This window comes from Chthoniobacter flavus Ellin428 (assembly GCF_000173075.1).
GTDB classification, from domain to species: Bacteria; Verrucomicrobiota; Verrucomicrobiia; order Chthoniobacterales; family Chthoniobacteraceae; genus Chthoniobacter; species Chthoniobacter flavus.
The window spans coordinates 17,881-38,723 of the sequence record NZ_ABVL01000021.1; the positions used below are offsets into that span (position 1 = coordinate 17,881).

The 20,843-nt window shown below is 61.4% G+C and carries 14 protein-coding genes and 1 pseudogene; 8 read left to right on the top strand and 7 right to left on the bottom strand.

From position 1 onward, the window contains the following. Positions 1-358: 358 nt before the first annotated feature. Positions 359-697, top strand: coding sequence for a P-II family nitrogen regulator (locus tag CFE428DRAFT_RS24930; protein WP_042725755.1), 339 nt, complete (start codon positions 359-361; stop codon positions 695-697). A gap of 98 nt (positions 698-795) precedes the next feature. Continuing rightward, the gene (locus CFE428DRAFT_RS24935; RefSeq protein ID WP_006982454.1) at positions 796-2,529 is read left to right on the top strand and encodes a M3 family oligoendopeptidase; all 1,734 of its coding nucleotides are present in this window, start codon (positions 796-798) and stop codon (positions 2,527-2,529) included. A gap of 118 nt (positions 2,530-2,647) precedes the next feature. Here the strand turns inward: CFE428DRAFT_RS24935 and CFE428DRAFT_RS24940 are convergent, their stop codons facing one another. Together CFE428DRAFT_RS24940 and CFE428DRAFT_RS24945 are read right to left on the bottom strand one after the other, a co-directional pair. Further along, complete coding sequence (locus CFE428DRAFT_RS24940; RefSeq protein WP_006982455.1) at positions 2,648-3,493, bottom strand: PP2C family protein-serine/threonine phosphatase; 846 nt, start codon at positions 3,491-3,493, stop codon at positions 2,648-2,650. Then, positions 3,477-3,884, bottom strand: a complete 408-nt coding sequence (locus CFE428DRAFT_RS24945) for a BUD32 family EKC/KEOPS complex subunit (protein ID WP_006982456.1) — start codon at positions 3,882-3,884, stop codon at positions 3,477-3,479. Before CFE428DRAFT_RS24945 ends, CFE428DRAFT_RS24940 begins: the two co-directional genes overlap by 17 nt. Positions 3,885-4,124: 240 nt before the next feature. On the opposite strand from CFE428DRAFT_RS24945, the gene CFE428DRAFT_RS24950 reads away from it, so the two are divergent. Next, the gene (locus CFE428DRAFT_RS24950; RefSeq protein WP_006982457.1) at positions 4,125-5,150 is read left to right on the top strand and encodes a glutamine synthetase beta-grasp domain-containing protein; all 1,026 of its coding nucleotides are present in this window, start codon (positions 4,125-4,127) and stop codon (positions 5,148-5,150) included. Positions 5,151-5,424: 274 nt separating this feature from the next. Here CFE428DRAFT_RS24950 and CFE428DRAFT_RS24955 read toward each other — a convergent pair whose 3' ends face one another. Further along, positions 5,425-6,720: an FtsX-like permease family protein gene (locus tag CFE428DRAFT_RS24955; RefSeq protein WP_042725766.1), complete on the bottom strand. Its 1,296-nt coding sequence runs from the start codon at positions 6,718-6,720 to the stop codon at positions 5,425-5,427. 218 nt (positions 6,721-6,938) lie between these two features. On the opposite strand from CFE428DRAFT_RS24955, the gene CFE428DRAFT_RS24960 reads away from it, so the two are divergent. The 3 genes and pseudogenes from CFE428DRAFT_RS24960 to CFE428DRAFT_RS24965 all read left to right on the top strand — a co-directional run bounded on the left by CFE428DRAFT_RS24960 (position 6,939) and on the right by CFE428DRAFT_RS24965 (position 8,264). Then, on the top strand, positions 6,939-7,628 hold the full coding sequence (locus CFE428DRAFT_RS24960) for a hypothetical protein (protein WP_131989603.1): 690 nt from the start codon (positions 6,939-6,941) through the stop codon (positions 7,626-7,628). A gap of 96 nt (positions 7,629-7,724) precedes the next feature. Beyond that, a pseudogene (locus CFE428DRAFT_RS41330) lies at positions 7,725-7,814 on the top strand (type II secretion system protein); the annotation flags it as partial. Continuing rightward, positions 7,815-8,264, top strand: a complete 450-nt coding sequence (locus CFE428DRAFT_RS24965; RefSeq protein ID WP_042725757.1) for a DUF1559 domain-containing protein — start codon at positions 7,815-7,817, stop codon at positions 8,262-8,264. 136 nt (positions 8,265-8,400) lie between these two features. Here the strand turns inward: CFE428DRAFT_RS24965 and gltB are convergent, their stop codons facing one another. Next, positions 8,401-13,032, bottom strand: coding sequence for a glutamate synthase large subunit (gene gltB, locus CFE428DRAFT_RS24970; RefSeq protein WP_006982461.1), 4,632 nt, complete (start codon positions 13,030-13,032; stop codon positions 8,401-8,403). Positions 13,033-13,195: 163 nt separating this feature from the next. On the opposite strand from gltB, the gene CFE428DRAFT_RS24975 reads away from it, so the two are divergent. Both CFE428DRAFT_RS24975 and CFE428DRAFT_RS24980 read left to right on the top strand, forming a co-directional pair. Beyond that, positions 13,196-13,792, top strand: a complete 597-nt coding sequence (locus CFE428DRAFT_RS24975; protein WP_006982462.1) for an Lrp/AsnC family transcriptional regulator — start codon at positions 13,196-13,198, stop codon at positions 13,790-13,792. Between the two features lie 595 nt (positions 13,793-14,387). Beyond that, a complete protein-coding gene (locus CFE428DRAFT_RS24980; RefSeq protein WP_272941141.1) occupies positions 14,388-15,629 on the top strand; it encodes a DUF5722 domain-containing protein in 1,242 nt (413 codons plus the stop codon). Here CFE428DRAFT_RS24980 and CFE428DRAFT_RS24985 read toward each other — a convergent pair. From CFE428DRAFT_RS24985 to CFE428DRAFT_RS24995, 3 genes are read right to left on the bottom strand one after another with little or no spacing between them, the layout of a single operon-like run. Continuing rightward, complete coding sequence (locus CFE428DRAFT_RS24985; RefSeq protein ID WP_006982464.1) at positions 15,626-17,497, bottom strand: acyl-CoA dehydrogenase family protein; 1,872 nt, start codon at positions 17,495-17,497, stop codon at positions 15,626-15,628. The two genes, CFE428DRAFT_RS24980 and CFE428DRAFT_RS24985, sit on opposite strands and share 4 nt — an antisense overlap. Before the next feature lie 12 nt (positions 17,498-17,509). Continuing rightward, positions 17,510-19,612 carry a 3-hydroxyacyl-CoA dehydrogenase NAD-binding domain-containing protein gene (locus CFE428DRAFT_RS24990; protein WP_006982465.1) on the bottom strand — a complete coding sequence of 701 codons (2,103 nt, stop codon included), beginning with the start codon at positions 19,610-19,612 and terminating at the stop codon, positions 17,510-17,512. Positions 19,613-19,615: 3 nt separating this feature from the next. Continuing rightward, a complete protein-coding gene (locus CFE428DRAFT_RS24995) occupies positions 19,616-20,842 on the bottom strand; it encodes a thiolase family protein (RefSeq protein WP_006982466.1) in 1,227 nt (408 codons plus the stop codon). Position 20,843: the final 1 nt, after the last annotated feature.

Genomic DNA, 20,843 nt, shown 5'->3' on the forward strand with positions numbered 1-20,843 from the left:
TGGCCGGATGGTTTCGGGCTTTCTGGGCAATCGCCGACTGGGGAAGGACATGCGTCGCGCCGGGCGAATCGTAGCAAAGAAAATGCGGAGACTGTTCAGCTGCCTGAGGCGGGTCCTGGGAGAGTGCAAAGGTCACGGACTCCGACGCTTCGGTTACGCTAGAATAGCGCCTGCGCAAATATGCCCAGCTCGCGAAGCATCCATGCCGGGTTGTGCGCACGAATTTGACGTGCAATGGCTGTGTTCTCTCTGTAACCTCTGGTTACGGGCACGGTGGCACGGGCGTTGCAGTTTGCACCTAGCCATTCTCACCACAGGCTCCAGCGCCACGAACTCCTTATCCAACACCCATTTCTGCATGAAAAAGATCGAAGCCATCATCAAGCCGTTCAAACTCGAGGAAGTCAAAGATGCCCTGGCCGATCTCGGCGTGGAAGGCATGACCGTCACCGAGGTGAAAGGCTTCGGCCGGCAGAAGGGGCACACGGAGATTTATCGCGGCTCGGAGTACACGGTCGATTTTCTGCCGAAGGTGAAGCTGGAAATCGTGCTCGGCGACGAGATCGCGGAAAAAGCCGTGGCGACGATCGTGGCTGCGGCGAAGACCGGCAAGATCGGTGACGGGAAGGTTTTTACCTTCAGCGTCGAGAGCGCCACGCGCATCCGGACCGAGGAGACCGGCGAGAAGGCGCTCTGAGGGAGAAGTAATCAGTAAAAAGTAATCAGTATTCAGTGACCAGTTGGAGTATTCCGAACTGATTACTGATCACTCATTACTATTTACGTTTCCCGACCATGAGCGCGTTACCTTTTCACGATTTGCCGGCGGCCAAGGCGCGCCGGTTTGTGCCGGCGGAGATTGATCTCGGAGATTGGGCCAGGGTGGAACCGTTGTTTGATCAGCTCGAGGCGGCGGGGGCGAAGTGCGCCACGGTGGCGGAGCTGGAAGGCTGGTTGCTCGATTGGTGCGAGTTGAGCGCGGCGTTGGACGAGACGGGGAGCCGCCGCTACATCGCCATGACCTGCCATACCGACGATGCCGAGGCGGAGAAGGCGTATTTGCATTTCGTCGAGCATATCGAGCCGCAGGTGAAGCCGCGGCAATTCCGGCTGGAGAAATTGCTCGCCGGTCATCCGCTCTGCGAGCAATTGCCGGATTTGCGCTACGAAGTTTTCCTGCGCGATGTGCGCAACCGGGTGGAGATCTTTCGCGAGCAGAACGTGCCGCTGGAGACCGAGGATACCAAGCTCGGGCAGCAGTATTTGAAACTCAGCGGCGCGCTGACGGTGCAATTCCGCGGCGAGGAAAAGACGCTCACCCAAATGGGCAAGCTGCTCGAGGATCCCGATCGGGCATTGCGCGAGGAAGTTTGGAAGCTCGTGACGTATCGCCGCCTGCAGGAGCGGGATCGCTTTGACGAGCAGTTCGAAGGACTGGCCAGGCTGCGCGCGCAGATGGCGGCGAATGCCGGGTTTGCCAATTACCGCGACTACGCGTTTCGCAAGTTGGGCCGGTTCGATTACACGCCGGAAGATTGCGTGAGCTATCACGATGCGGTGGCCAGCGAAGTCGTTCCGTTGCTACGGGAATTGCAGGCGCGACGTCGCGAGCAGATCGGTATCGAGAAGCTGTGTCCGTGGGACACGGCGTGCGATCCGCTGGGGCGTCCGCCGCTCAAGCCCTTCGAGGAAGTCGCGCAGATGGTCGCGGGTACGCAGCGGATTTTCGATCGGCTTGACACGGAGCTGGCCGGCGGGATGCGGCAGATGAATGACCTGCATCTGCTCGATCTCGACAATCGCAAAGGCAAGGCGCCAGGCGGATATCAGCAGACGCTCGCTGAGGCGCGTTTGCCGTTCATTTTCATGAACGCGGTGGGACAGCAGCGCGATGTCGAGGTGTTGTTGCACGAGGCGGGGCATGCCTTTCATGCGCTCGCCGCGCGCGAGGAGGATTTACTGCCCTACCGGCAGAGTCCGCCCATCGAATTTTGCGAAGTCGCGTCGATGAGCATGGAGCTGTTGGGTGGGCAATTCCTCGAGGAGTTTTATGCGGAGCCGGAGGTTATCCGGGCGCGGCGTTCGCATCTTGAAGGTATCGTGGCCACGCTCTGCTGGGTGGCGACGATCGATGCGTTTCAGCACTGGCTCTACACGCATCTGGGTCACACGCGGGCGGAACGGGCCAGCGCCTGGGATGCGTTGGTCGTCCGTTTCGGTGGCGATGTGGACTGGAGCGGACACGAGGAAGCGCGCAGCTATCTTTGGCAGCGACAACTGCACATTTTCGTCGTGCCGTTTTACTACATCGAGTACGGCATCGCGCAGCTCGGCGCGCTGCAGGTGTGGGCGAATTCGAAGGAAGATCCCGCGGAAGCGTTGGCCGATTACAAAGCGGCGCTGGCGCTGGGCGGCTCACGGCCGTTGCCGGAGTTGTTTGCGGCGGCGGGCTGTCAGTTTCGATTTGATGCGGAGATGATCCGCTCGCTCATCACACTCGTGCGGACTGAACTGCAGAAGCTGGGATGAGCAGAGAAGGCGGAAGGATGAGGGATGAGGGATGAAGAGAAGTGCGCTTCGCGGGTTGTGAACTTCGATGTCCGCAAGCAAATAACATTCTTCTTCATCCTTCCGCCTTCATCCTTTCTTAAAGCACCTCCACCACCACCGCCGTCGTATTGTCCCGTCCAGCATTCTGCACGGAAGTCGTGACCAAGTCCCGCGCAGGATTCCACGCGGCCGCAGCCGCGCCCTCCGGGCGACGAAGCATGTCGGCGAGGGCGTGGTCGTAGAGGCCTTCGACTACACCATCCGTGCAGAGCAGGAAAATGTCGCCGGGTTCGCAGGTCACGGCGCCGACTTGTGGGTCGACGAATTGATTGCCCGCGCCCAAAGCTTTTTGAAGGACGTTGCGGCGCGGGTGCGTGCGCGCTTCGCGTTCGTTGAGTTCCCCTTTGCGGAAGAGCCAGTCGACGTAAGTGTCGTCGTGAGTGATGCGGCGCAACGTGCCTTCGCGAGCAGAGAGGTAGTAGATGCGGCTGTCGCCGATGTGGCCGAAGAACATCCAGCCGGGAACGAACCAGGCGAGGCTGAGCGTGGCGCCCATGCCGCGGCACTCCTCGTAGCTGCTGCCGAGATAGGTAAGAGCCTTGTGCACTTCGTCGAAAAGAACTTCCAGCACGTCCGCAAAGCCGGATCCCAGCCCTGCAACACCCAGGCGATAGGACCGGGGCAACAGGTGGGCGATCTTGTCCACCGTGATTCGGCTGGCGAATTCCCCGGCCATTGCGCCCCCCATGCCGTCGCTCACCGCGAAGACGAAGTCGTTGTGTTCCTCGGTGTCCTCCCCCACTTTGCCCAAGTAACGCAGCTCCTGGGCGTCAAACTGGATGGCTACGAAGGAATCCTCATTGTTCTTGCGGACCTTGCCGCGGTCGGTCACGCCGGACCAGCGGAGACGAAACGGCGTGAGCGACTTATGAGAGGAATCCATCGGCGGATTTATCCGGGTCGGGGAGGATGGTGGCAAACTCGAAGTCGATGAGACAGAAACGGCCATCCGAACTGCGGTAGGTCACGTTGCGCATCTCGGCGTCGTCATGACGCACGCCATACAGCTCGAGTTCCTTGTAGAGTTCCCGCATGCGTTCCGGGTCGAGATGTTCAACACGTTGTCCGCAGTTCGTAGTCACGATGCGCAATTGGTCCGGATATTCTTCGAGTAAAGTGGGCACAAATGGACAGTGGCGCGCTTCCAAGTGGCGCAAAACGCGCACCTCGGTGGCGTAGCGCTCCTCGGCTTTAGGGCCACGAAAAGTTTTATGGACCCGGCCGTCGTAGCCGATGCGGACCGTGGCGCGGAGGGTGTCTTTGACTTGGTGCACAGAGGCAAGATGCTTTGCTTCAGAGACGGAGCAAGTACCGAAGCGAAGGTTTGCGCGGGGCAGTCTCTGTTAAAATGGAGCAAAGCACTGCCTGTTCGCGCTTTCGGTATTTGCATGTGGCATTGGTTTTGCTAAATCCCCGCAGCACCTCAATTCAGGGCTTTTAGGGCCACAACCACCATTGCGGCGGTCAAATCGGTGCACCCCGCTCAAAAATAACCACCTACCTACAAAACCATAATGGCGAAGTACAAACTGGAATACATTTGGCTCGATGGCTACGAGCCCGTTGCCAACCTCCGCGGCAAGACGCAGATCAAGGAATTTAACGCGTTCCCGAAACTCGAAGAGCTCCCGATGTGGGGCTTCGACGGCAGCTCGACCCGCCAGGCCGAGGGCCGCAACTCGGATTGCATGCTCAAGCCCGTCGCCGTTTTTCCTGATGCCACCAAGACCAATGCTGCGCTCGTCATGTGCGAAGTCATGATGCCGGATGGCAAGACCCCGCACCCGAGCAACAGCCGCGCGACCATTTTTGACGATCCGGACGCCTGGTTCGGCTTCGAGCAGGAATACTTCCTCTATCAGGACGGCGTGCCCCTCGGCTTCCCGCAGGGTGGCGGCTTCCCGCCCCCCCAAGGTGAATACTACACCGGCGTCGGCTATAAGAACGTGGGCGCCATCGCCCGCGAGATCGTCGACACGCATCTCGAGCTGTGCCTCGCGGCCGGCATCAACCACGAAGGCATCAACGCCGAAGTGGCCAAGGGCCAGTGGGAATTCCAGATCTTCGGGAAGGGCTCGCGCACGGCCGCCGATCAGGTATGGATGGCCCGCTACATCATGCTCCGCCTTTGCGAGAAGTACGAAGTGGACGTGAACTGGCACTGCAAGCCGCTCGGTAAGGACGTCGACTGGAACGGCTCCGGCATGCACTCCAACTTCTCGACCAAGCACATGCGCGAAGTCGGCGGCAAGGCCTACTTCGAAGCCCTCATGGAAGCCTTCGACAAGTACAAGAACGAGCACATCGCGGTCTACGGCCCGGACAACCATCTGCGCCTGACCGGTCTCCACGAGACCCAGTCGATCGACAAGTTCAACTACGGCATCGCCAACCGCGGCGCTTCGGTCCGCGTCCCGCACAGCTTCGTGAACAACGACTACAAGGGCTACCTCGAAGATCGCCGCCCGAACTCCCAAGGCGACCCGTACAAGATCGCCAGCCGCATTCTGCAGACGATCGCTACGGTTCCGACCAAGTAATTCGCCGGCGTCGTTTCCGCCGCAAAATTTTCCCGGTGTCAGGGCCCTTTAGGGGATGCCGGGAGACCCTGCGGCCACGAGACGCGCTGTGACCTTTCAGCGAACTCCGCGAAGAGCTCGCCTGCTTAACCGAAAACGCCGTCCGGCTGGAAATGCCGGGCGGCGTTTTGCTTTTCGAGGACGGGAGGGGTGGTCCTATACTTCCTATTCTTCCTATACCTCCCATCCGAAAATAGGAGGAATAGGAGGTATAGGACTTATAGGAGCTTCCCGCTCAATCTTCCCGCAGCGCCTTCACCGGATCGAGGCGGGCGGCGGCATATGCCGGCGCCAGCGCGGCGAGCGAGCAGAGTAGAAAAGCCCCGATGCAAATCACGGCGACATCGTGCGGGACGATCTCGGCCGGAATGCCCTCGAATTCATAGATCCCCGGCGGGAAGACTTGAATGTGCAAAGTCGACGAAAGCCAGTCGCGGAAAGGATTGCGGTAATAAAGAACCGTCATGCCGGTGACGAGACCGCCCACGGTCCCGAGCGCGCCGACAAACATCCCCTGCCACAGGAACACCCACACGATCTGCGAGGTCCGCGCACCGAGTGCTTTCATGATGCCGATCTCGCGCTTCTTCTGCACCGTGACGGTGATGAGCGTATTCATGATGCCGAAGGCGGCGACGAGCACGATGAAGAAAAGGATGATGAACATGACATGCCGCTCCATGTCGATCGCCTCGAAGCGCTCGCGGTTTTCATCGAACCACGAAGTCGTGAACGCTTTCCCGTCGAGTGCCTGGTCGATCAAACGTTTCGTCGTGCGCACGTCGTAGGGATTCGTCGTGTTCACTGAGAGGCCGTGCACGCCGTCCTTGAGCTCGTAAAGCGCCTGGGCGTTGGTCAGCGGCACGAGCAGTGTGGAGGAATCGACGCTGTTGCGGCCGGAATTGATGAGGCCCACGATTTTCATCGGTGCCGGGAAGACGACATCGCCCTTGAGCTCCGCGAGCGTCTTCGGCTTGGCATTCGGGTCATCGCTCTCGCGCTGGATCTCCTGGAGAATGCCGTGAATATTGCCCGGGGCGTAGATGGTGATTTCGTCACCGATATTCGCGCCGAGATCCATGGCGAGCTCCTTGCCGACGATCACGGAATCGAGTGGCATATCGACCGTACCGATGACGAATTTCTTCAAGTCGATGAGCTTCTCCTCCGCCTCCACATCGATGCCCCGAAGGATGGCCGGATTGACGCGGCCCTCGTGCTCGACGAGGACTGGACCTTGGACATACGGGGCCACCGCGACGAGGCCGGGGATCTTGCCGTTGTCGATCTTCCCCATCACCTCGCGCCAGTTGCGCATGATCTCGCCATTGGTCACCCGCAGGTGCGGTTCGAAGCCGAGGATCGCCTTTTGCAAGGTGCGCTCGAAGCCGGTCATGACGGAGATGACGACAATGAGCACCATGACCCCGAGGATGACCCCGAGGACGGAAATCACGGTAATGACAGAGACGAAAGTGCGCTTGGGCCGGAGGTAACGGAGCGCGAGAAAGAGGCTGAAAGGAGCTTGCACAGGCGGGCGATAATGGAAGCCGCTCCCGGCTCGCCGACCAAGCGAAATGTCACGCGAAAAATCAGGCTGGCCGCCGAAGCCCGGCATAGGCGTTTTGCCTACTGTAACGGCCTAAATTTCCTACCGGTCTTTTCCTCTGTGAAAGGCCCGTGTTTTTCCGTGAAAATATTTTGAGAAACGTGTTGACGATGTACCTCCACGGAGCTTCACTGCCCACCATGAAGAAAGTTCTCTCCCTCCTCGTCGCATTTGTCTTTCTCCAAGTGCAATCTTGGGCTCTGAGCGGCGGCCCTGTGTTTTTGCACAACGGCAATCCGTCCATCATCGGGACTTACGGAGGCGTGTTGATTCCGCAGAGTTCTACTTCCACGCCTGCTACTCTGCAGCCTGCGTCCATCGGCATCTTCAGCATGTCGGTGCCGGAAACCGGTATTTCGGCGGGCGTCGCGATTGTCTTCGTTAACGGCGTCGCCTTCATCGGCCAGATCGCTGGTATCGGTGATGGGGACAAGGGAACGATTCAAGGCCTGATCGCCGGCGAGAGCAATTTCACGGTTACGATCGGAACGCAACAGTTCAACATCAACGCGCAGGGGTCCTTTAAGGCCAAGGTCATTCAGGGTAGTTCTGGTGCTTTCACGCCCGCGCCGGCTGGTTCGGGTAACGGCGCCGCTAGTTCGTCGAGCTCCTCCACCCCTAGCACTTCGAGCGAAGTGGGTTCCACCAATTCGGCGCGCCTCACCGGCACGGCGGAGATCGGAACATTCTTCCGAGTCAATACGATTACTGGTGAACCCCTCATCGATGTGGTGGTCACCTACGCAATCGACGGCATCAAGCAGAACAACGTCCCGGCTAACGTGACGACGGTTCCGTTCAACTTCACCGGCGGCGGCAGCGGATCCTAGTCCGAGGCCATCTCTGCTCTTCGCTCGCAGGCCAAAGAAGGCGTGCAAACCCACCTCGCGAGCGGCGGTTGGAAAAGGAAGTTTCGAAGTCGCTTAATGCGCAGTAAATCGCTCCGTCTTCGGGAATGCGGGTTTACGGTTTTGGAGATACTGACGGTCCTGGTCGTAATCTCCATTCTGGCGACGATGGTTTTCGCCAGCTACTCCGCGCTTCGCGACAAGGCGCGTCGCGCATCTTGCATCAACAACCTGCTGAATTTGCACGTCGGCATGACCAGTTACTTGACGGATCACGATGGTCTGTGGCCGCAAATTCCCAATGATAATCTCAGGGATCCCGCTTTCGCGATGGGCTGGGTCAACGTATTGCGCCCTTACAAACTGACGGAGATCAATTGGATCTGTCCGTCCGTCCAGGCGGCCCTCGGGGTCAACTACATGACCTATCCGCGACTGGATTATCTGCCTACACCGTTCGGCACGCAGGCGCGGGCGGCTTATCAATACGGCACGCAACCGTGGTTCGTGGAGCGGGCCGACATTCACGGCGACGGCAACCTGCTCATCTTTGCCAACGGCTCGATCAAATCGATTAACCAGGCATTTTCTGACGCCTTCCAGCAGTCGACCCAATAACGGATTCAAGGAACCGGCGTGGTGAGGAGTTGAATTAGAAAACGAATTCCGGGAACTGATACAGGCACGACCGTGCGCTGACCCGGCGTGCGGGCAGTACGATCTCTGGACTTGCTTCGACCTGACCTCGATCGGTCTACGGCTTGCTCGCGACAGGCGTACCGGCCGGCGTGACGCCGGCGGGTTTCGCTTCCGCGGGCTTGGCCATCGACTTCGGCAGCACCTTCCAGAAACGGCCGGTGAACTTCTGCCAATCGCCGAGGATTTCCTTGGCGCGCGCGCTTTCGGTGGCTTCGAGATGCTTGTAGATCAGCTTCTGCACGATGGTCTTGTCGTCGTCGCTCAGGCGATCGATCGTCACCATGCCGGGGTTGTAGAGGTCGGAGAAGCGGTCCTCGAGATCGAGGATGAAGGCCAGTCCGCCGGTCATGCCCGCACCGAAGTTTTTGCCGGTGCGGCCGAGGACCACCACGGTGCCGCCGGTCATGTATTCGCAGCCGTGGTCGCCCAGGCCTTCGATGACCGCCGTCGCGCCGGAGTTGCGCACGCCGAAGCGCTCACCCGCGCGGCCATTGGCCAGCAGCGTGCCGCCAGTAGCGCCGTAGAGACAGGTGTTACCGACGATGGAATTGTCCGCCGCGGCGAATTTGTGATCCGGCGTGGGCTTGACGATGATCTCGCCGCCACCCATGCCCTTGCCGACGTAGTCATTCGCTTCGCCTTCGAGGATCATGCGGATACCCGGCGAGAGGAACGCGCCGAAGCTCTGCCCGGCACTGCCCTCGAGCTTGAGCTCGAGCGTGCCTTCCGGCAGGCCCTCTTCGCCGTACTGATAACCGATTTCGCCCGACACCTTCGTGCCGACGCTGCGGTTGAGGTTGCGCACCTTGTAGCTCAGCGAAATGGGCTGCTGCTCGGTGATCGCGTCCTTCGCATCCTGGAGGATGATGTCGTCGAGCGGACGCTCGTGCACGCCGTCGTTGCGGCTGCGCGTGCAATAGCGCGGCGCATCTTCGTTGTCGGCGACATTGGTGAGGAGCCGCGAAAGGTCGAGCGTGTTGGCCTTCGGATGATTCGGCACGTGGCGCTGCTTGAGCAGTTCGGGGCGGCCGATGATGTCGGTGAGCTTGCGCACCCCGAGGCTGGCGAGAATCCCGCGCACTTCCTCGGCAACCGCGTTGAAGAAGGTCACCACCATCTCCGGCGTGCCCTTGTACTTGGCGCGCAGCTTTTCATCCTGCGTGGCTACGCCGACAGGGCAGGTGTTGAGATGACACTGGCGGACATACACGCAACCCGTGGCGATGAGCGCCGCGGTGCCGAAGTTGAACTCTTCCGCGCCGAGGATCGCGGCAGTGATGATGTCGATGCCCGTGCGCATACCGCCGTCCGTGCGGAGCACGATACGCGAGCGCAGGTTGTTCGAGACGAGCGTCTGCTGGGTCTCGGCCACACCGAGTTCCCAAGGCGTGCCGGCGTGCTTGATCGACGAGAGCGGCGAAGCGCCCGTGCCACCGTCGTGGCCGCTGACCAGCACAATATCCGCATGAGCCTTGGCGACACCCGCGGCGACGGTGCCGACGCCGGCTTCGCTGACCAGCTTCACGCACACCTTGGCGCGCGGGTTCACTTCCTTCAGGTCGTGAATGAGCTGCGCCAGGTCTTCGATGCTGTAAATATCATGGTGCGGCGGCGGCGAAATGAGCATCACGCCGGGCACCGTGTGCCGCAGGCGGGCGATGAGCGCACTCACCTTGTGGCCAGGTAGCTGGCCGCCTTCGCCGGGCTTCGCGCCCTGCGCCATCTTGATTTCGATTTCCTTCGCGCTGGCCAGATACGCCGCGGTCACGCCGAAGCGCCCGGACGCAATCTGCTTGATCGCCGAATTCGCGAGGTCGCCGTTGGCCCGGCGCTTGAAGCGTTCCGGATCTTCGCCGCCTTCACCGCTGTTCGACTTGCCGCCGATACGGTTCATGGCGATGGCCAGGGTCTCGTGAGCCTCTGGGCTGAGCGCGCCGAGCGACATGCCGGCGGTAGTGAACCGCGCGCGGATGTCCTCGATGGATTCCACCTCGTCGAGCGGGATCGCCGCATTCTTCGGCACGAGCTCGAACATGTCCTTGAACGAGATCGGCTGCTGAGCCTTCACCGCCGCGACATACTTCTTGTATTCCTCGGCGTTGCCCGTCTTGACGAACGAATGGAACGACTGGATGACCGGCGGAGTGACCGCGTGGTTTTCGCCATTGCGGCGGAAGCGGTAGAAGCCGGGATCGTCGAGCTTGTTCGACTCGGCTGGCACCGGCGCGTAACCCTTCTCGTGGCGGGTGAGCGACTCGCGGGCGATCTCGGCATAACTGATGCCGCCGACCTGCGAGGGCGTCTTCCAGAAACATTCGTCGATGACCTTCGAGCCGATGCCGATGGCTTCGAAGATCTGCGCGCCGCAGTAACTCGACAACACGCTGATGCCCATCTTGGACATGATCTTGAGCAGGCCGTTCTCCAGCGAGGTGCGGAGATTGCCCAGCGCCTTCGCATAGGTCAGCGACTCGGCGTCCTTCAGCGCGGCTTGCGCCTTGGTCAGCTTGGCCTCGTCGGTGCCGGCCTTGGTCACGCCTTGCTGGGCGGCGACCTTCACCTGGTCGATGAGTTCGCGCGCGGAATCAAAGGCGAGATACGGGCACACGGCGCTGGCGCCGTAGCCGATGAGACAGGCGATCTGATGCACGTCGCGGGCTTCGCCCGTTTCGCAAACGATCGAGGCCTTCATGCGCTTGCCCGAGCGAATCAGGCTGTGATGCACCGCGCCGGTGGCGAGGAGCATAGGCACCGGCACATTCGCGTGGTCGACCGCACGGTCGCTCAGGACGAGAATGCGCGCGCCTTCCAGCACCGCGGCTTCCGCCTCGGCGCAGATGCGCTTGACGGCCTTCTCCAGGCCCTCTTCACCTTCGCTCTGCGGCCAGGTGGCGTTGATCGTCTTCGCTGGATGATGCTTCTCGGTAAGGTCGCGCAACGCAGCGAGTTCGTTCTCGAGGAGAATCGGCGACTCGGCCTGCACGAGGCGCGCGTGCTCAGGCGTCTCGGCGAGGAGATTGCGGCGCCAGCCAAAATTCACGTTCAGCGACATCACGAGCTTTTCGCGGATCGGGTCGATCGGCGGATTCGTGACCTGCGCGAAGAGCTGTTTGAAATAGGTATAGAGCAGGCGCGGCTGCAGCGAGAGCACGGCGAGCGGCGTGTCGTCGCCCATCGAGCCCACAGCCTCGGCGCCGTCGCGGATCATCGGCTTGAGGATGATGTCGAGCTCCTCGGCGGTATAGCCGAAGGTGATCTGCCGTTGCGCGAGCGTCAGGATATCGAGCGGCTCGCTCGGCTCCTTCACCGGATCCTTGGCGAGTTCGTTGAGACGGATGAGGTTGTCTTTCAACCACACGCCGTAGGGCTTGTGGGCGGCGAGCGCGGCCTTGATCTCCGCGTCGCGCATCAGCTTGCCGGCGGCGGTGTCGATGGCGATCATTTCGCCGGGAGCGAGACGGCCCTTCTCCACGATGTGCGCGTCGTCAAATTCGATCGTGCCCACTTCCGAGCCGATGCTGAAAATGCCGTCGTCGGTGAGCTTGTAGCGCGAGGGGCGCAGGCCGTTGCGGTCGAGGCAGGCGCCGATGGTGATGCCATCGGTGAAGCAGAGTGCGGCTGGGCCATCCCACGGCTCATTGAAGCAGCGGTGATACTCGTAGAAGGACTGAAGCGGTTCCGAGAGGCTCTTCTCGCTGCGCCAGGCAGGCGGCACGAGCATGGTCATGGCGTGCAGGATCGAGCGGCCGGACATGACGATCGCCTCGAGGGCGTTGTCGAGTTCCGCGGAGTCGCTGCCGCCGGGCTGGATGATCGGCTTGAGCAGCTCGATGTCCGCGCCCCAGAAGTCGGCTTCCAGCTCGGCTTCACGGGCGTGCATCCAGTTCACATTACCGCGGCGGGTATTGATTTCGCCATTGTGCGCGAGCATGCGGAAAGGATGCCCGAGCGGCCACGTGGGGAAGGTATTCGTCGAGTAACGCTGGTGGTAGATGGCCAGCGCCGTCTCGTAACGCTCATCCTGGAGGTCCTTGTAGAACTTCTCCAGCGAGGGCGAGACGAGCAGGCCCTTGTAGATGATGAGCCGGTGCGAGAAGGACGCGATGTAGAAATGCTTGATGCCATCCTGCTCCGCGCGCTTCTCGATTTCGTTGCGCGCGAGGAAGAGACTGCGCTCGTAATCGTCGTCAGCGAGGCCGTGCGGACGGCCGACCAGCACCTGCTCGATGCGCGGCAGGGTCGACGCGGCCTTGTCGCCGAGCATATGGATATTGATCGGCACTTCGCGCCAGCCGAAGAGGAAGAGGCCGCGCTTCTCGAGGACTTCCTCGGTGATCGCCTTGGCCCGCGCCTGGGCGTAGGCGTTGTCGTGCGGCAGGAAGATCATGCCGACGCCGAGGTCGGACTCCTGGAAGAGACGGTGGCCGAGCTTCTGCACCTCGGGTGCGAAAACCTTGTACGGGAGCTGGGTGGAGACACCGGCGCCGTCACCGGTCTTCGCGTCGGCATCGACCGCGCCGCGGTGGGCGAGGTTGCACAGCGATTCGAGCGCGTGTTTCAAGACCTGATTGGAACGCTTGCCGCTGACCTGGGCGATGAAGCCCACGCCGCAGGAATCATGTTCGAAATCCGCCGAGTACAGCGACTGCCGGCGGGACGTTTGGTCCAGTGTGACTTGATTCAGCATAAGAGTATTCCCAAGGTTTAACCCGGACGTCCAAAGTAGGAGCGAAGATGTACAATTCAAGACAAAATCTGCGTCAATTAGGCAAAATTTTGTCGCCAATTGCCGGTGGCCGTGTCTAACTTTCGCCCTTTTCCCGTCCTTCACCCCCTCTCAACGCACTGGTATGAAAGAACTTGATGAACAGGAGCGGCTCATTGTCCGCCATCTCATTCGCGACCCCCGCGAATCGGACAACGGCATAGGGGAGGCAACAGGAGTCAATGTGCGCACCGTCGGGCGCAAGCGGCAGCGGCTCGAACAGGCGGGAATTTTGTCCTATTTTACCCACTTGGACCTCTCCACCCGGGGGACCGGCCAATTCGCCGCGCGTCATCTCTATATCATCAAATTCCGCATTGGGGTGACCTACAAGCAGCTCCTCGAAGACATCCAAAAGGAGCCCTTTGTGCGGTCGATTTTCACGGAAATCATCTTCGAAAGCCACATTGCGGAGATCGATGGCAACCTGGCCATGCTCCTGTTTATCGATGGTGCGGACGAGAAGGACATCGTGCAGACCGTCCAGGAACAGCTCATCCCCAGCCTCCTGCGCAATCATGGCCAGGACTCCATCGAATCGGTGAACACCATCCGCGTGCTTTCCCCGGTGCGCACGATGCGCAACTACATCCAGCCGCTGAACATGACCGCCGGCTACATCCGCAAGGATTGGCCGGACGAGGCGATCTACGTCGGGCAGACGAACAATACGACGCCCTGAGGCCTCCGAAGTAATTCCATTTCCATTCGCGTGTCATTCTGAGCGGAGTGCCCCGGTGGTGAGGTGGCGGGGCACGGAGTCGAAAGCCGAGCTTGCGAGACGCCTATGGGACTGTGGGGCAAACCCCGTCGCTTTACCAGAGATCACCCTCCCTCTCCGTCAACCCGACCCGCGTGATGCGCGGGCAAACCTCGCCAATCGCGCATGAAGAATTTAAACGCAGAGACGCAGAGACGCAGAGGGGCTCAATTTCACGCAGAGGACGCAGAGAACGAGGAGGGCCGCAGAGGAGAAAAAAGGGCGTCCACGAAATACCCGAAAGAAAAAGGGAACCGCGAATGGAAGCTAATAGACGCGAATAAAAGAGGAGCATGCGGTCTTCTATTCGCGTCTATTAGCGTCCATTCGCGGTTTAAAAATTCTTCGCGGCCCATGCGCGATTCGTCCGGATAGTGGCGCAGGGAAAATAAAGAGGATAAAAGAGGAATGGCCTTCCCTCTGCGGCCCTCTGCGTTCTCCGCGTCCTCTGCGTTTAAGGAGGCATCGGCTCGGGTTTCTGCATTTCATCGTATTCGGGGTCGCGGCGTGGCTGACGATCGCCGCCGCCGTCGCTGCTCCGAATCCCGAGCCGTATCCCACCCCCGCTTCCAAGAAAGGCCTGCAGGTTCAGATGGTCGACGACGCCATCGCTCTCGGCGTCAAGCACGCTGCCCTGAATTGCAGCCTGCAGCGGTTTGTCGATCTCGCTGGCAAGCCCGACAGCATCCAGTTCCCCTTCGAGGGACACGACTACTTCTTCCTCCCCGGCCCGGTCGCGCAGCTCGATGCCGAGGTGAAGCCGCTCTCCGACCGTGGCGTGGTCGTGAGTCTGATCCTGCTCAACTACGAGGGTAGCGACGAGGCGCTGAATCGCATCTACCTGCACCCGCGCTACGATCGCGAGGCCAGGACGAACCACATGAGCGCCTTCAATGTGGTCACGCCCGATGGCATCCGCTACCTGCGCGCGGAGGTCGCTTTCCTCGCCCAGCGCTACAGCGACCCCGCGGCGCCGCACGGGCGGGTCTGGAATTACATCGTGAGCAACGAGGTGAATTCGCACTGGTGGTGGAACAACATGGGCCACGCCACCGCCGGGGAAGTGGCCTCCGACTACGAACGCGCCGTCCGTCTCGTGCATGATGCCGTGCGCACCGCCTCGGACAACGCGCGCATCTTCCTCTCGCTCGAGCACCATTGGACGATCCGTTACTCACCGGCCACGCCCGATCGCTCCTGCCCCGGTCGTGAATTGCTCGAGGACTTTGCCCGCTTAGCCCGTGAACGGGGCGATTTCGACTGGAACATCGCCTATCATCCCTATCCCGAGGATCTCGGCGATCCGCGTTTCTGGAACGACAAAACCGCCCAGCCCGGCGAGGACACGCCGCGCATCACCTTCAAAAACATCGAGGTGCTGCCCCGCTATCTCGCTGCGCATACCGAGCTGCTTTGGCAGGGGCACCCACGGCATGTCATTCTTTCCGAGCAGGGATTCCACTGCCGCGACGTGCCCGAGGGCGAGCGCGATCAAGCCGCCGCTTACTGCGCGGCGTGGTGGAAGATCGCCCATCTCGACGGCATCGATGCCTTTATCCTGCACCGCCACGTCGATCACTCTCAGGAGGGCCTGAACCTTGGCCTATGGACTCATAAGCCAGGGAGTATCGCGACTCCCGACCGCCATCGGCAGATGTACGAAGTCTTTCGTGTAGCCGATACGCCGGAGTGGGAGAAGGCGTTCGCGTTCGCGTTACCGGTGATTGGTATCCAACGGTGGGAAGAGCTGTTGCCTTAAACCAAAATCCCCGCCTCGACCCATTTGTGTTCCCCTGCGAGAACCTTCTGGGCCACGCGGTATCCTACAGAATCGGTGTTGTTGTGGAGATCGTGGAACAGTTGCTCGATCTTCAGCCGCGAACCCCGCGCGAAGAAGTCCGCCAGATCCAGTGCCTCTTTCGTGCCGAGCGCTTCCGCCCGGCTGCAAGTCGCCGCGATGGCAAACAGCTCCGTGCCGATATCGACGAAGCGTCCGAGCAGCACCTGCTCGCGCTCCAGTTTCGGGCCGTGCATGGCCATGGCGTGGAAAAGCTCGCGAGCCAGATGATGCGAAGCCCGCGCCGCCCACCGAACCTGTCCGGCAATACGCGAGTTCACATGCGAGAACAGCAAGCCGGTATCGGCCAGCGGCCCGAGCCATTGCTGCGGATACCACCGCGCATAGCGCCACGCCGCACGTCCCGCCGCGCCCGCGCGCGCCTTCCACGGCAGCCGGGTATCGAGCATCGGCGCACCGATTTTCAAATGCGGATCCAGCGCCTCACGCGCGATGAACAGCCGCATGATTTCACTCGAGCCTTCGAAGATCTTGTTAATCCGCGAATCACGGAACAACCGCTCGATCGGCACGGGATTGTCCCCGCGCGCGGCCAGCGATTGCGCGGTCTCATAACCGCGTCCGCCACGGATCTGCATCGTTTCATCCACATGCTCCCAACTCCGCTCGGTGCCCCACAGCTTGCACATCGCCGCTTCGAGGCGCACGTCGGCATGCTTGTCGCGATCCACCAGGCTGGCCGCATAGAGCGTCATCGACTCCATGGCAAAGGTCTCCGCGGCGATGCGCGCGATCTTGGCCGCGATGGCCGCGTGCTTGCCGATGGTCGAACCCCATTGCACGCGTTCATTGGCCCAGGTGCGCACGATCTCCAGGCAACGCTTCGACAACCCCACGCACGCCGCCGGCAGCGTGAGCCGTCCGGTGTTGAGCGTGGTCAGCGCGACGCGCAGACCCTTGCCCTCGGCGAGCAGGATATTCTCTTTCGGCACCTTCACATTGGTAAAGCGCACGACGCCATTGTAGAGCGCGCGCAGGCCCATGAAATGGCAGCGCCGCACGACTTCGACACCCGGCGTGTCCATGTCCACGACGAAGGCGGTGATCTGGCTGCGGCCGTTCTTGTCCGGGGTGCGCGCCATGACCACGATGACACCCGCTTTCACGCCGTTTGTGCACCACAGCTTCTCGCCGTTGATGATGAAGTGCGAGCCGTCCTCGGTCGGCTCCGCGCGGGTCTCCATTTTCGCCGGGTCGCTGCCAACCTTCGGTTCGGTCAGCGCGAAGGCCGAAACCTCACCAGCGGCCACGCGCGGCAGCCAGCGTTTCTTTTGCTCTTCATTGCCGAAGAGGATGAGCGGTTGCGGCACGCCGATCGATTGGTGTGCGGAGAGCAGCGCGGTCAGGTTGCCGCAATAGCTGCCGAGGACCATCGCCGCGCGGCAGTAGTTCGTTTGCGAGAGACCCAGCCCGCCGTATTCCACCGGAATCTTGATGCCGAAGGCGCCGAGCTTGCCGAGCCCAGCGAAGACTTCATCCGGAATTTCGCCCGTGCGATCGATCTCGTCCGGGTCGACCTTGGCCCTCAGGAAATCGCTGAGCCGTTGCAGGAAGGCGTCGCCTTGATCGTGGTCCTCGGTGCGTTGCACCGGGAAGGGATGGAGCGTGTCGAAATCGAAGCGGCCCATGAACAGGCCACTGACAAAGCCATCGCGCGTCTCCGCGCGAGCCGCCTCCGTGAGTTCCAGCGCCGCGCGCTGCTCGGGAGACATTTTCGAAGTGTCGATGACGGATGTCGGTTCGCTGGCGGGTGCGGGTTCAGTCTTCATAATTTGGGTGGGCTAATCGTCGTAAAAACGCTTTTCGGTTTTCGCCATGTCCTGGATCAAGGCGCAGGGCGTGTAGTGCGGACCGGCGTTGGCGGCCAGGCGGGATAAGTCGTCGGCGACTTGTGCCGAAGTGAGGGTGTCGGCGTAACGCAGCGGACCACCGCGGAAAGGCGCGAAACCGGTGCCCATGACCATCGCGAGATCGATGTCGCCCGGGCCGGAGACGAGGCCTTCCTCCAGGCAGCGTGCCGCTTCGTTGACCATGAGCAATACGAGGCGCATTTCGAGTTCGTCCCGGTTGGGCGGAGTCGAGCCAGCCGCCGGGCGCAGCTTCGTGACCTCGGGGTTCACCGTGGCGTCGGCGCCCTTGCGATGCTTGTAAAAACCTTTGCCGGTCTTGCGGCCGAGCAGGCCGTCTTTGATCATCACGGAGAGGATCTCCGGCACGGTCATGCGCGTGGGAAAAGCCGCGGCCAGCGTCTGCGCGACGTCGAGCGCGATATCCACGCCGACTTCATCAGTGAGGCGCAGCGGTCCCATCGGCATGCCGAAATGAAGCATCGCCGCGTCGATGTCCTCGACTTCCGCGCCCTGCCAGAAGAGTGTCGCCGCCTCGATCATATAGGGCAGCAAAATGCGGTTCACGAGGAAGCCCGGGCTGTCCTTCACCACTACGGGCAGCTTGCCGATCTTCTGCGCGAAGTGCACCGCGCGCTGGGCCACATCGGGCGAGGTATCGCGGCCGGTGATCACTTCCACGAGCTGCATCTTGTGGACGGGGTTGAAGAAGTGCAGGCCGACGACGCGGTTCGGATGGCGCGTGACGGCGGCGAGTTCGCTGATCGAAAGCGCCGAGGTATTCGTTGCCAGGATCGTGTCCTCGCGGACCAGCGTATCGAGATTTTGGAAGAGCTTCTTCTTGATCTCCATCTTTTCCACCGCGGCTTCGATGACGATGTCCACGCTGGTCAGTGGGACCTCGGCTGGTGCCGGAGAAATGCGATCCATGGCGGTGCGGGCATCGTGCTCGGTGAAAGTGTGCGAGCGGACGCCCGAGGCAAACAGGCTGGCGATCTTGCTCATCCCGGCCGCGACGCGATCGGCATCCACGTCGCGCATAATGACCGGAAAACCGTGCGAGCTCAGCCATTGCGTGATGCCCGAGCCCATGATGCCCGCGCCGATCACCGCCGTGCGCGCGACTTTCTTTCCATCGCGGGAAGCGCCCGGCACGGTGAACTTGCGCGCCTTTTCCTGGAGGAAGAAAAGATTGAGCAACTGGCGGGTGGTGTCGCTGGCAATGAGCTCACCAACCGCTTCACGCTCGCGGGTCAGCGAGTCCTGCAAATTCCACGAAGCGGATCCCTTGAGCACGACTTCGAGCGCCTTGTCGATCGCGGGATAATGACCATGCGTCTTGCGATGGACACTGTTCCGGGCCGAAGGCGCGATGACCGCATCTACCACCGCGTTCACCGGCACTGAATGCGCGAAGCCGTGGGGATGTTTGCCGCGGTTGAGAAAACGCCGGGCGGCGGGCAGCAGATATTCGCGCGAGGCGATGTCGTCCACCATGCCCATGCGCAACGCGTGCTTCGCCGAGAGCACTTTGCCGCCGAGAATGACGTCGAGCGCCTTGGGCACGCTGATCAAGCGCGGCAATCGCGTGCAACCGCCCCAAGCGGGAATGATGCCGAGCTTCGTCTCCGGCAGACCGAGCTTGGTCGCCTTGTCATTGGAAGCCACCCGCCAGTCGCAGGCCAGGCACACTTCATAGCCGCCACCGAGCGCCGCACCGTGCACGGCGGCCACGGTCGGGAAGGTCAGCGCGGCGAGCTTGTTGAACACGTCCTGCCCGCGTTGGATGAACTTCTTCATCTCCTCGGGATTCATCTTGCGGATGGAATGCAGGTCCGCGCCGGCCATGAAGATGCCGGACTTCGCGCTGGTCAGGATCAGGCCGCGGATGCCCGCTTCCGGTTTGGCCAGTTCATCGAGCTGCGTTTCGAGTTCATCGAGCGTGGCGAAATCGAAGATGTTCGCCGGCGAATCGGGCCGGTCGAACTTCAGCACAACGATTCCCTCCTCGAGATTGGTGCGTTGGATATTCGTCATGGCTTAAATCCTTTCCAGCCAGATGGCCCCTCCTTGTCCGCCGCCGACACAGAGCGAAACGAGCGCGCGCTTCGCGTTGCGGCGGGCGAGTTCTTTCAAGCTGGTCAGAACGAGCCGCGCGCCGGTCGCGCCGACCGGATGCCCGAGCGCGATGGCCCCTCCATTGACGTTCAACTTGTCCGGCGGCACTTCGGGTTTCAGCCGTTGGAGCACGGCCAGCACCTGGGCGGCAAAGGCTTCGTTGATCTCGATGAGATCGGCATCCGCGAGGGTGAGGCTGTTCGACTTGCCCAGCTTTTCGATGGCGGCGACGGGACCGAGTCCCATGCGCGCTGGATCCGTGCCCGCATAAGCGTAACCGACGAGCACGCCGAGCGGCGTATAGCCGAGTTCACGGGCGCGCGATTCCGTCATGACCAGCAGCGCGACGGCGCCATCGGTGATTTGCGAGGAATTGCCCGCGGTGACCGTGCCGTATTTTTCGAAGACCGGTTTCAGACCGCCGAGAATCGCCATCGATTGATTGGCGCGCGGCCCGTTGTCCTTGAGCAGCGGTTTGCCGTTCACGTAGACCGGGCACATCTCCTCACTGAGCTTTGCCTCTCCGGCGATAGCCTTTTCATGGGAATGCAGCGCAAAGGCGTCCTGTTGCTCGCGGGTGATTTCGTTTTCCTTGGCCAGCAATTCCGCGGTCTCGCCCATGTTCAATCCGCAAACCGGATCGGTGAGGCCGAGCTTCAGGCCGGCGCGCGGTTCAAAATCTCCCACGCGAAACGACGCGAGGGCGGAGACTTTTTGGGCGGTCGTTTTCGAGCGCGCGAGGTCGGTGAATTTCTGCGCGGTTGTTTCCTGGAAGAGCATGGGCACATGCGACATGCTCTCCGCTCCGCCGACGATATAGACCGAGCCGCGGCCGGCGCACATCCGCTCGTAAGCGGTGGTGAAAGATTCGAAGCCGGAGGCGCAATTGCGATGCACCGTGGCGGCCGGCACCGATTGCGGAATGCCGGCGCGCAGGGCGATGACCCGCGCGATGTTGGCCGCTTCCGCCGGTTGCGAGACGCAGCCGAAAATCACTTCATCGACCAGCGCCGGATCGAGGCCGGTGCGGGTGAGCAGGGCATTGACTGCGATGCGGCCGAGGTCGTCGGCCGGGAAGGTGGCGAGATCCGTGCCCATCTTGCAGAAGGGCGTTCGCACGCCATCGACGATGACCATGCGTTCATTCATA

What these genes read in the sequence shown, in the direction of transcription:
- CFE428DRAFT_RS24985 (WP_006982464.1), bottom strand. Translation starts at nt 17,497, where the DNA reads ATGAAGACTGAACCCGCACCCGCCAGCGAACCGACATCCGTCATCGAC.
- CFE428DRAFT_RS24975 (WP_006982462.1), top strand. Translation starts at nt 13,196, where the DNA reads ATGAAAGAACTTGATGAACAGGAGCGGCTCATTGTCCGCCATCTCATT.
- CFE428DRAFT_RS24950 (WP_006982457.1), top strand. Translation starts at nt 4,125, where the DNA reads ATGGCGAAGTACAAACTGGAATACATTTGGCTCGATGGCTACGAGCCC.
- gltB (WP_006982461.1), bottom strand. Translation starts at nt 13,032, where the DNA reads ATGCTGAATCAAGTCACACTGGACCAAACGTCCCGCCGGCAGTCGCTG.
- CFE428DRAFT_RS24965 (WP_042725757.1), top strand. Translation starts at nt 7,815, where the DNA reads ATGGTTTTCGCCAGCTACTCCGCGCTTCGCGACAAGGCGCGTCGCGCA.
- CFE428DRAFT_RS24995 (WP_006982466.1), bottom strand. Translation starts at nt 20,842, where the DNA reads ATGAATGAACGCATGGTCATCGTCGATGGCGTGCGAACGCCCTTCTGC.
- CFE428DRAFT_RS24940 (WP_006982455.1), bottom strand. Translation starts at nt 3,493, where the DNA reads ATGGATTCCTCTCATAAGTCGCTCACGCCGTTTCGTCTCCGCTGGTCC.
- CFE428DRAFT_RS24935 (WP_006982454.1), top strand. Translation starts at nt 796, where the DNA reads ATGAGCGCGTTACCTTTTCACGATTTGCCGGCGGCCAAGGCGCGCCGG.
- CFE428DRAFT_RS24930 (WP_042725755.1), top strand. Translation starts at nt 359, where the DNA reads ATGAAAAAGATCGAAGCCATCATCAAGCCGTTCAAACTCGAGGAAGTC.
- CFE428DRAFT_RS24960 (WP_131989603.1), top strand. Translation starts at nt 6,939, where the DNA reads ATGAAGAAAGTTCTCTCCCTCCTCGTCGCATTTGTCTTTCTCCAAGTG.
- CFE428DRAFT_RS24990 (WP_006982465.1), bottom strand. Translation starts at nt 19,612, where the DNA reads ATGACGAATATCCAACGCACCAATCTCGAGGAGGGAATCGTTGTGCTG.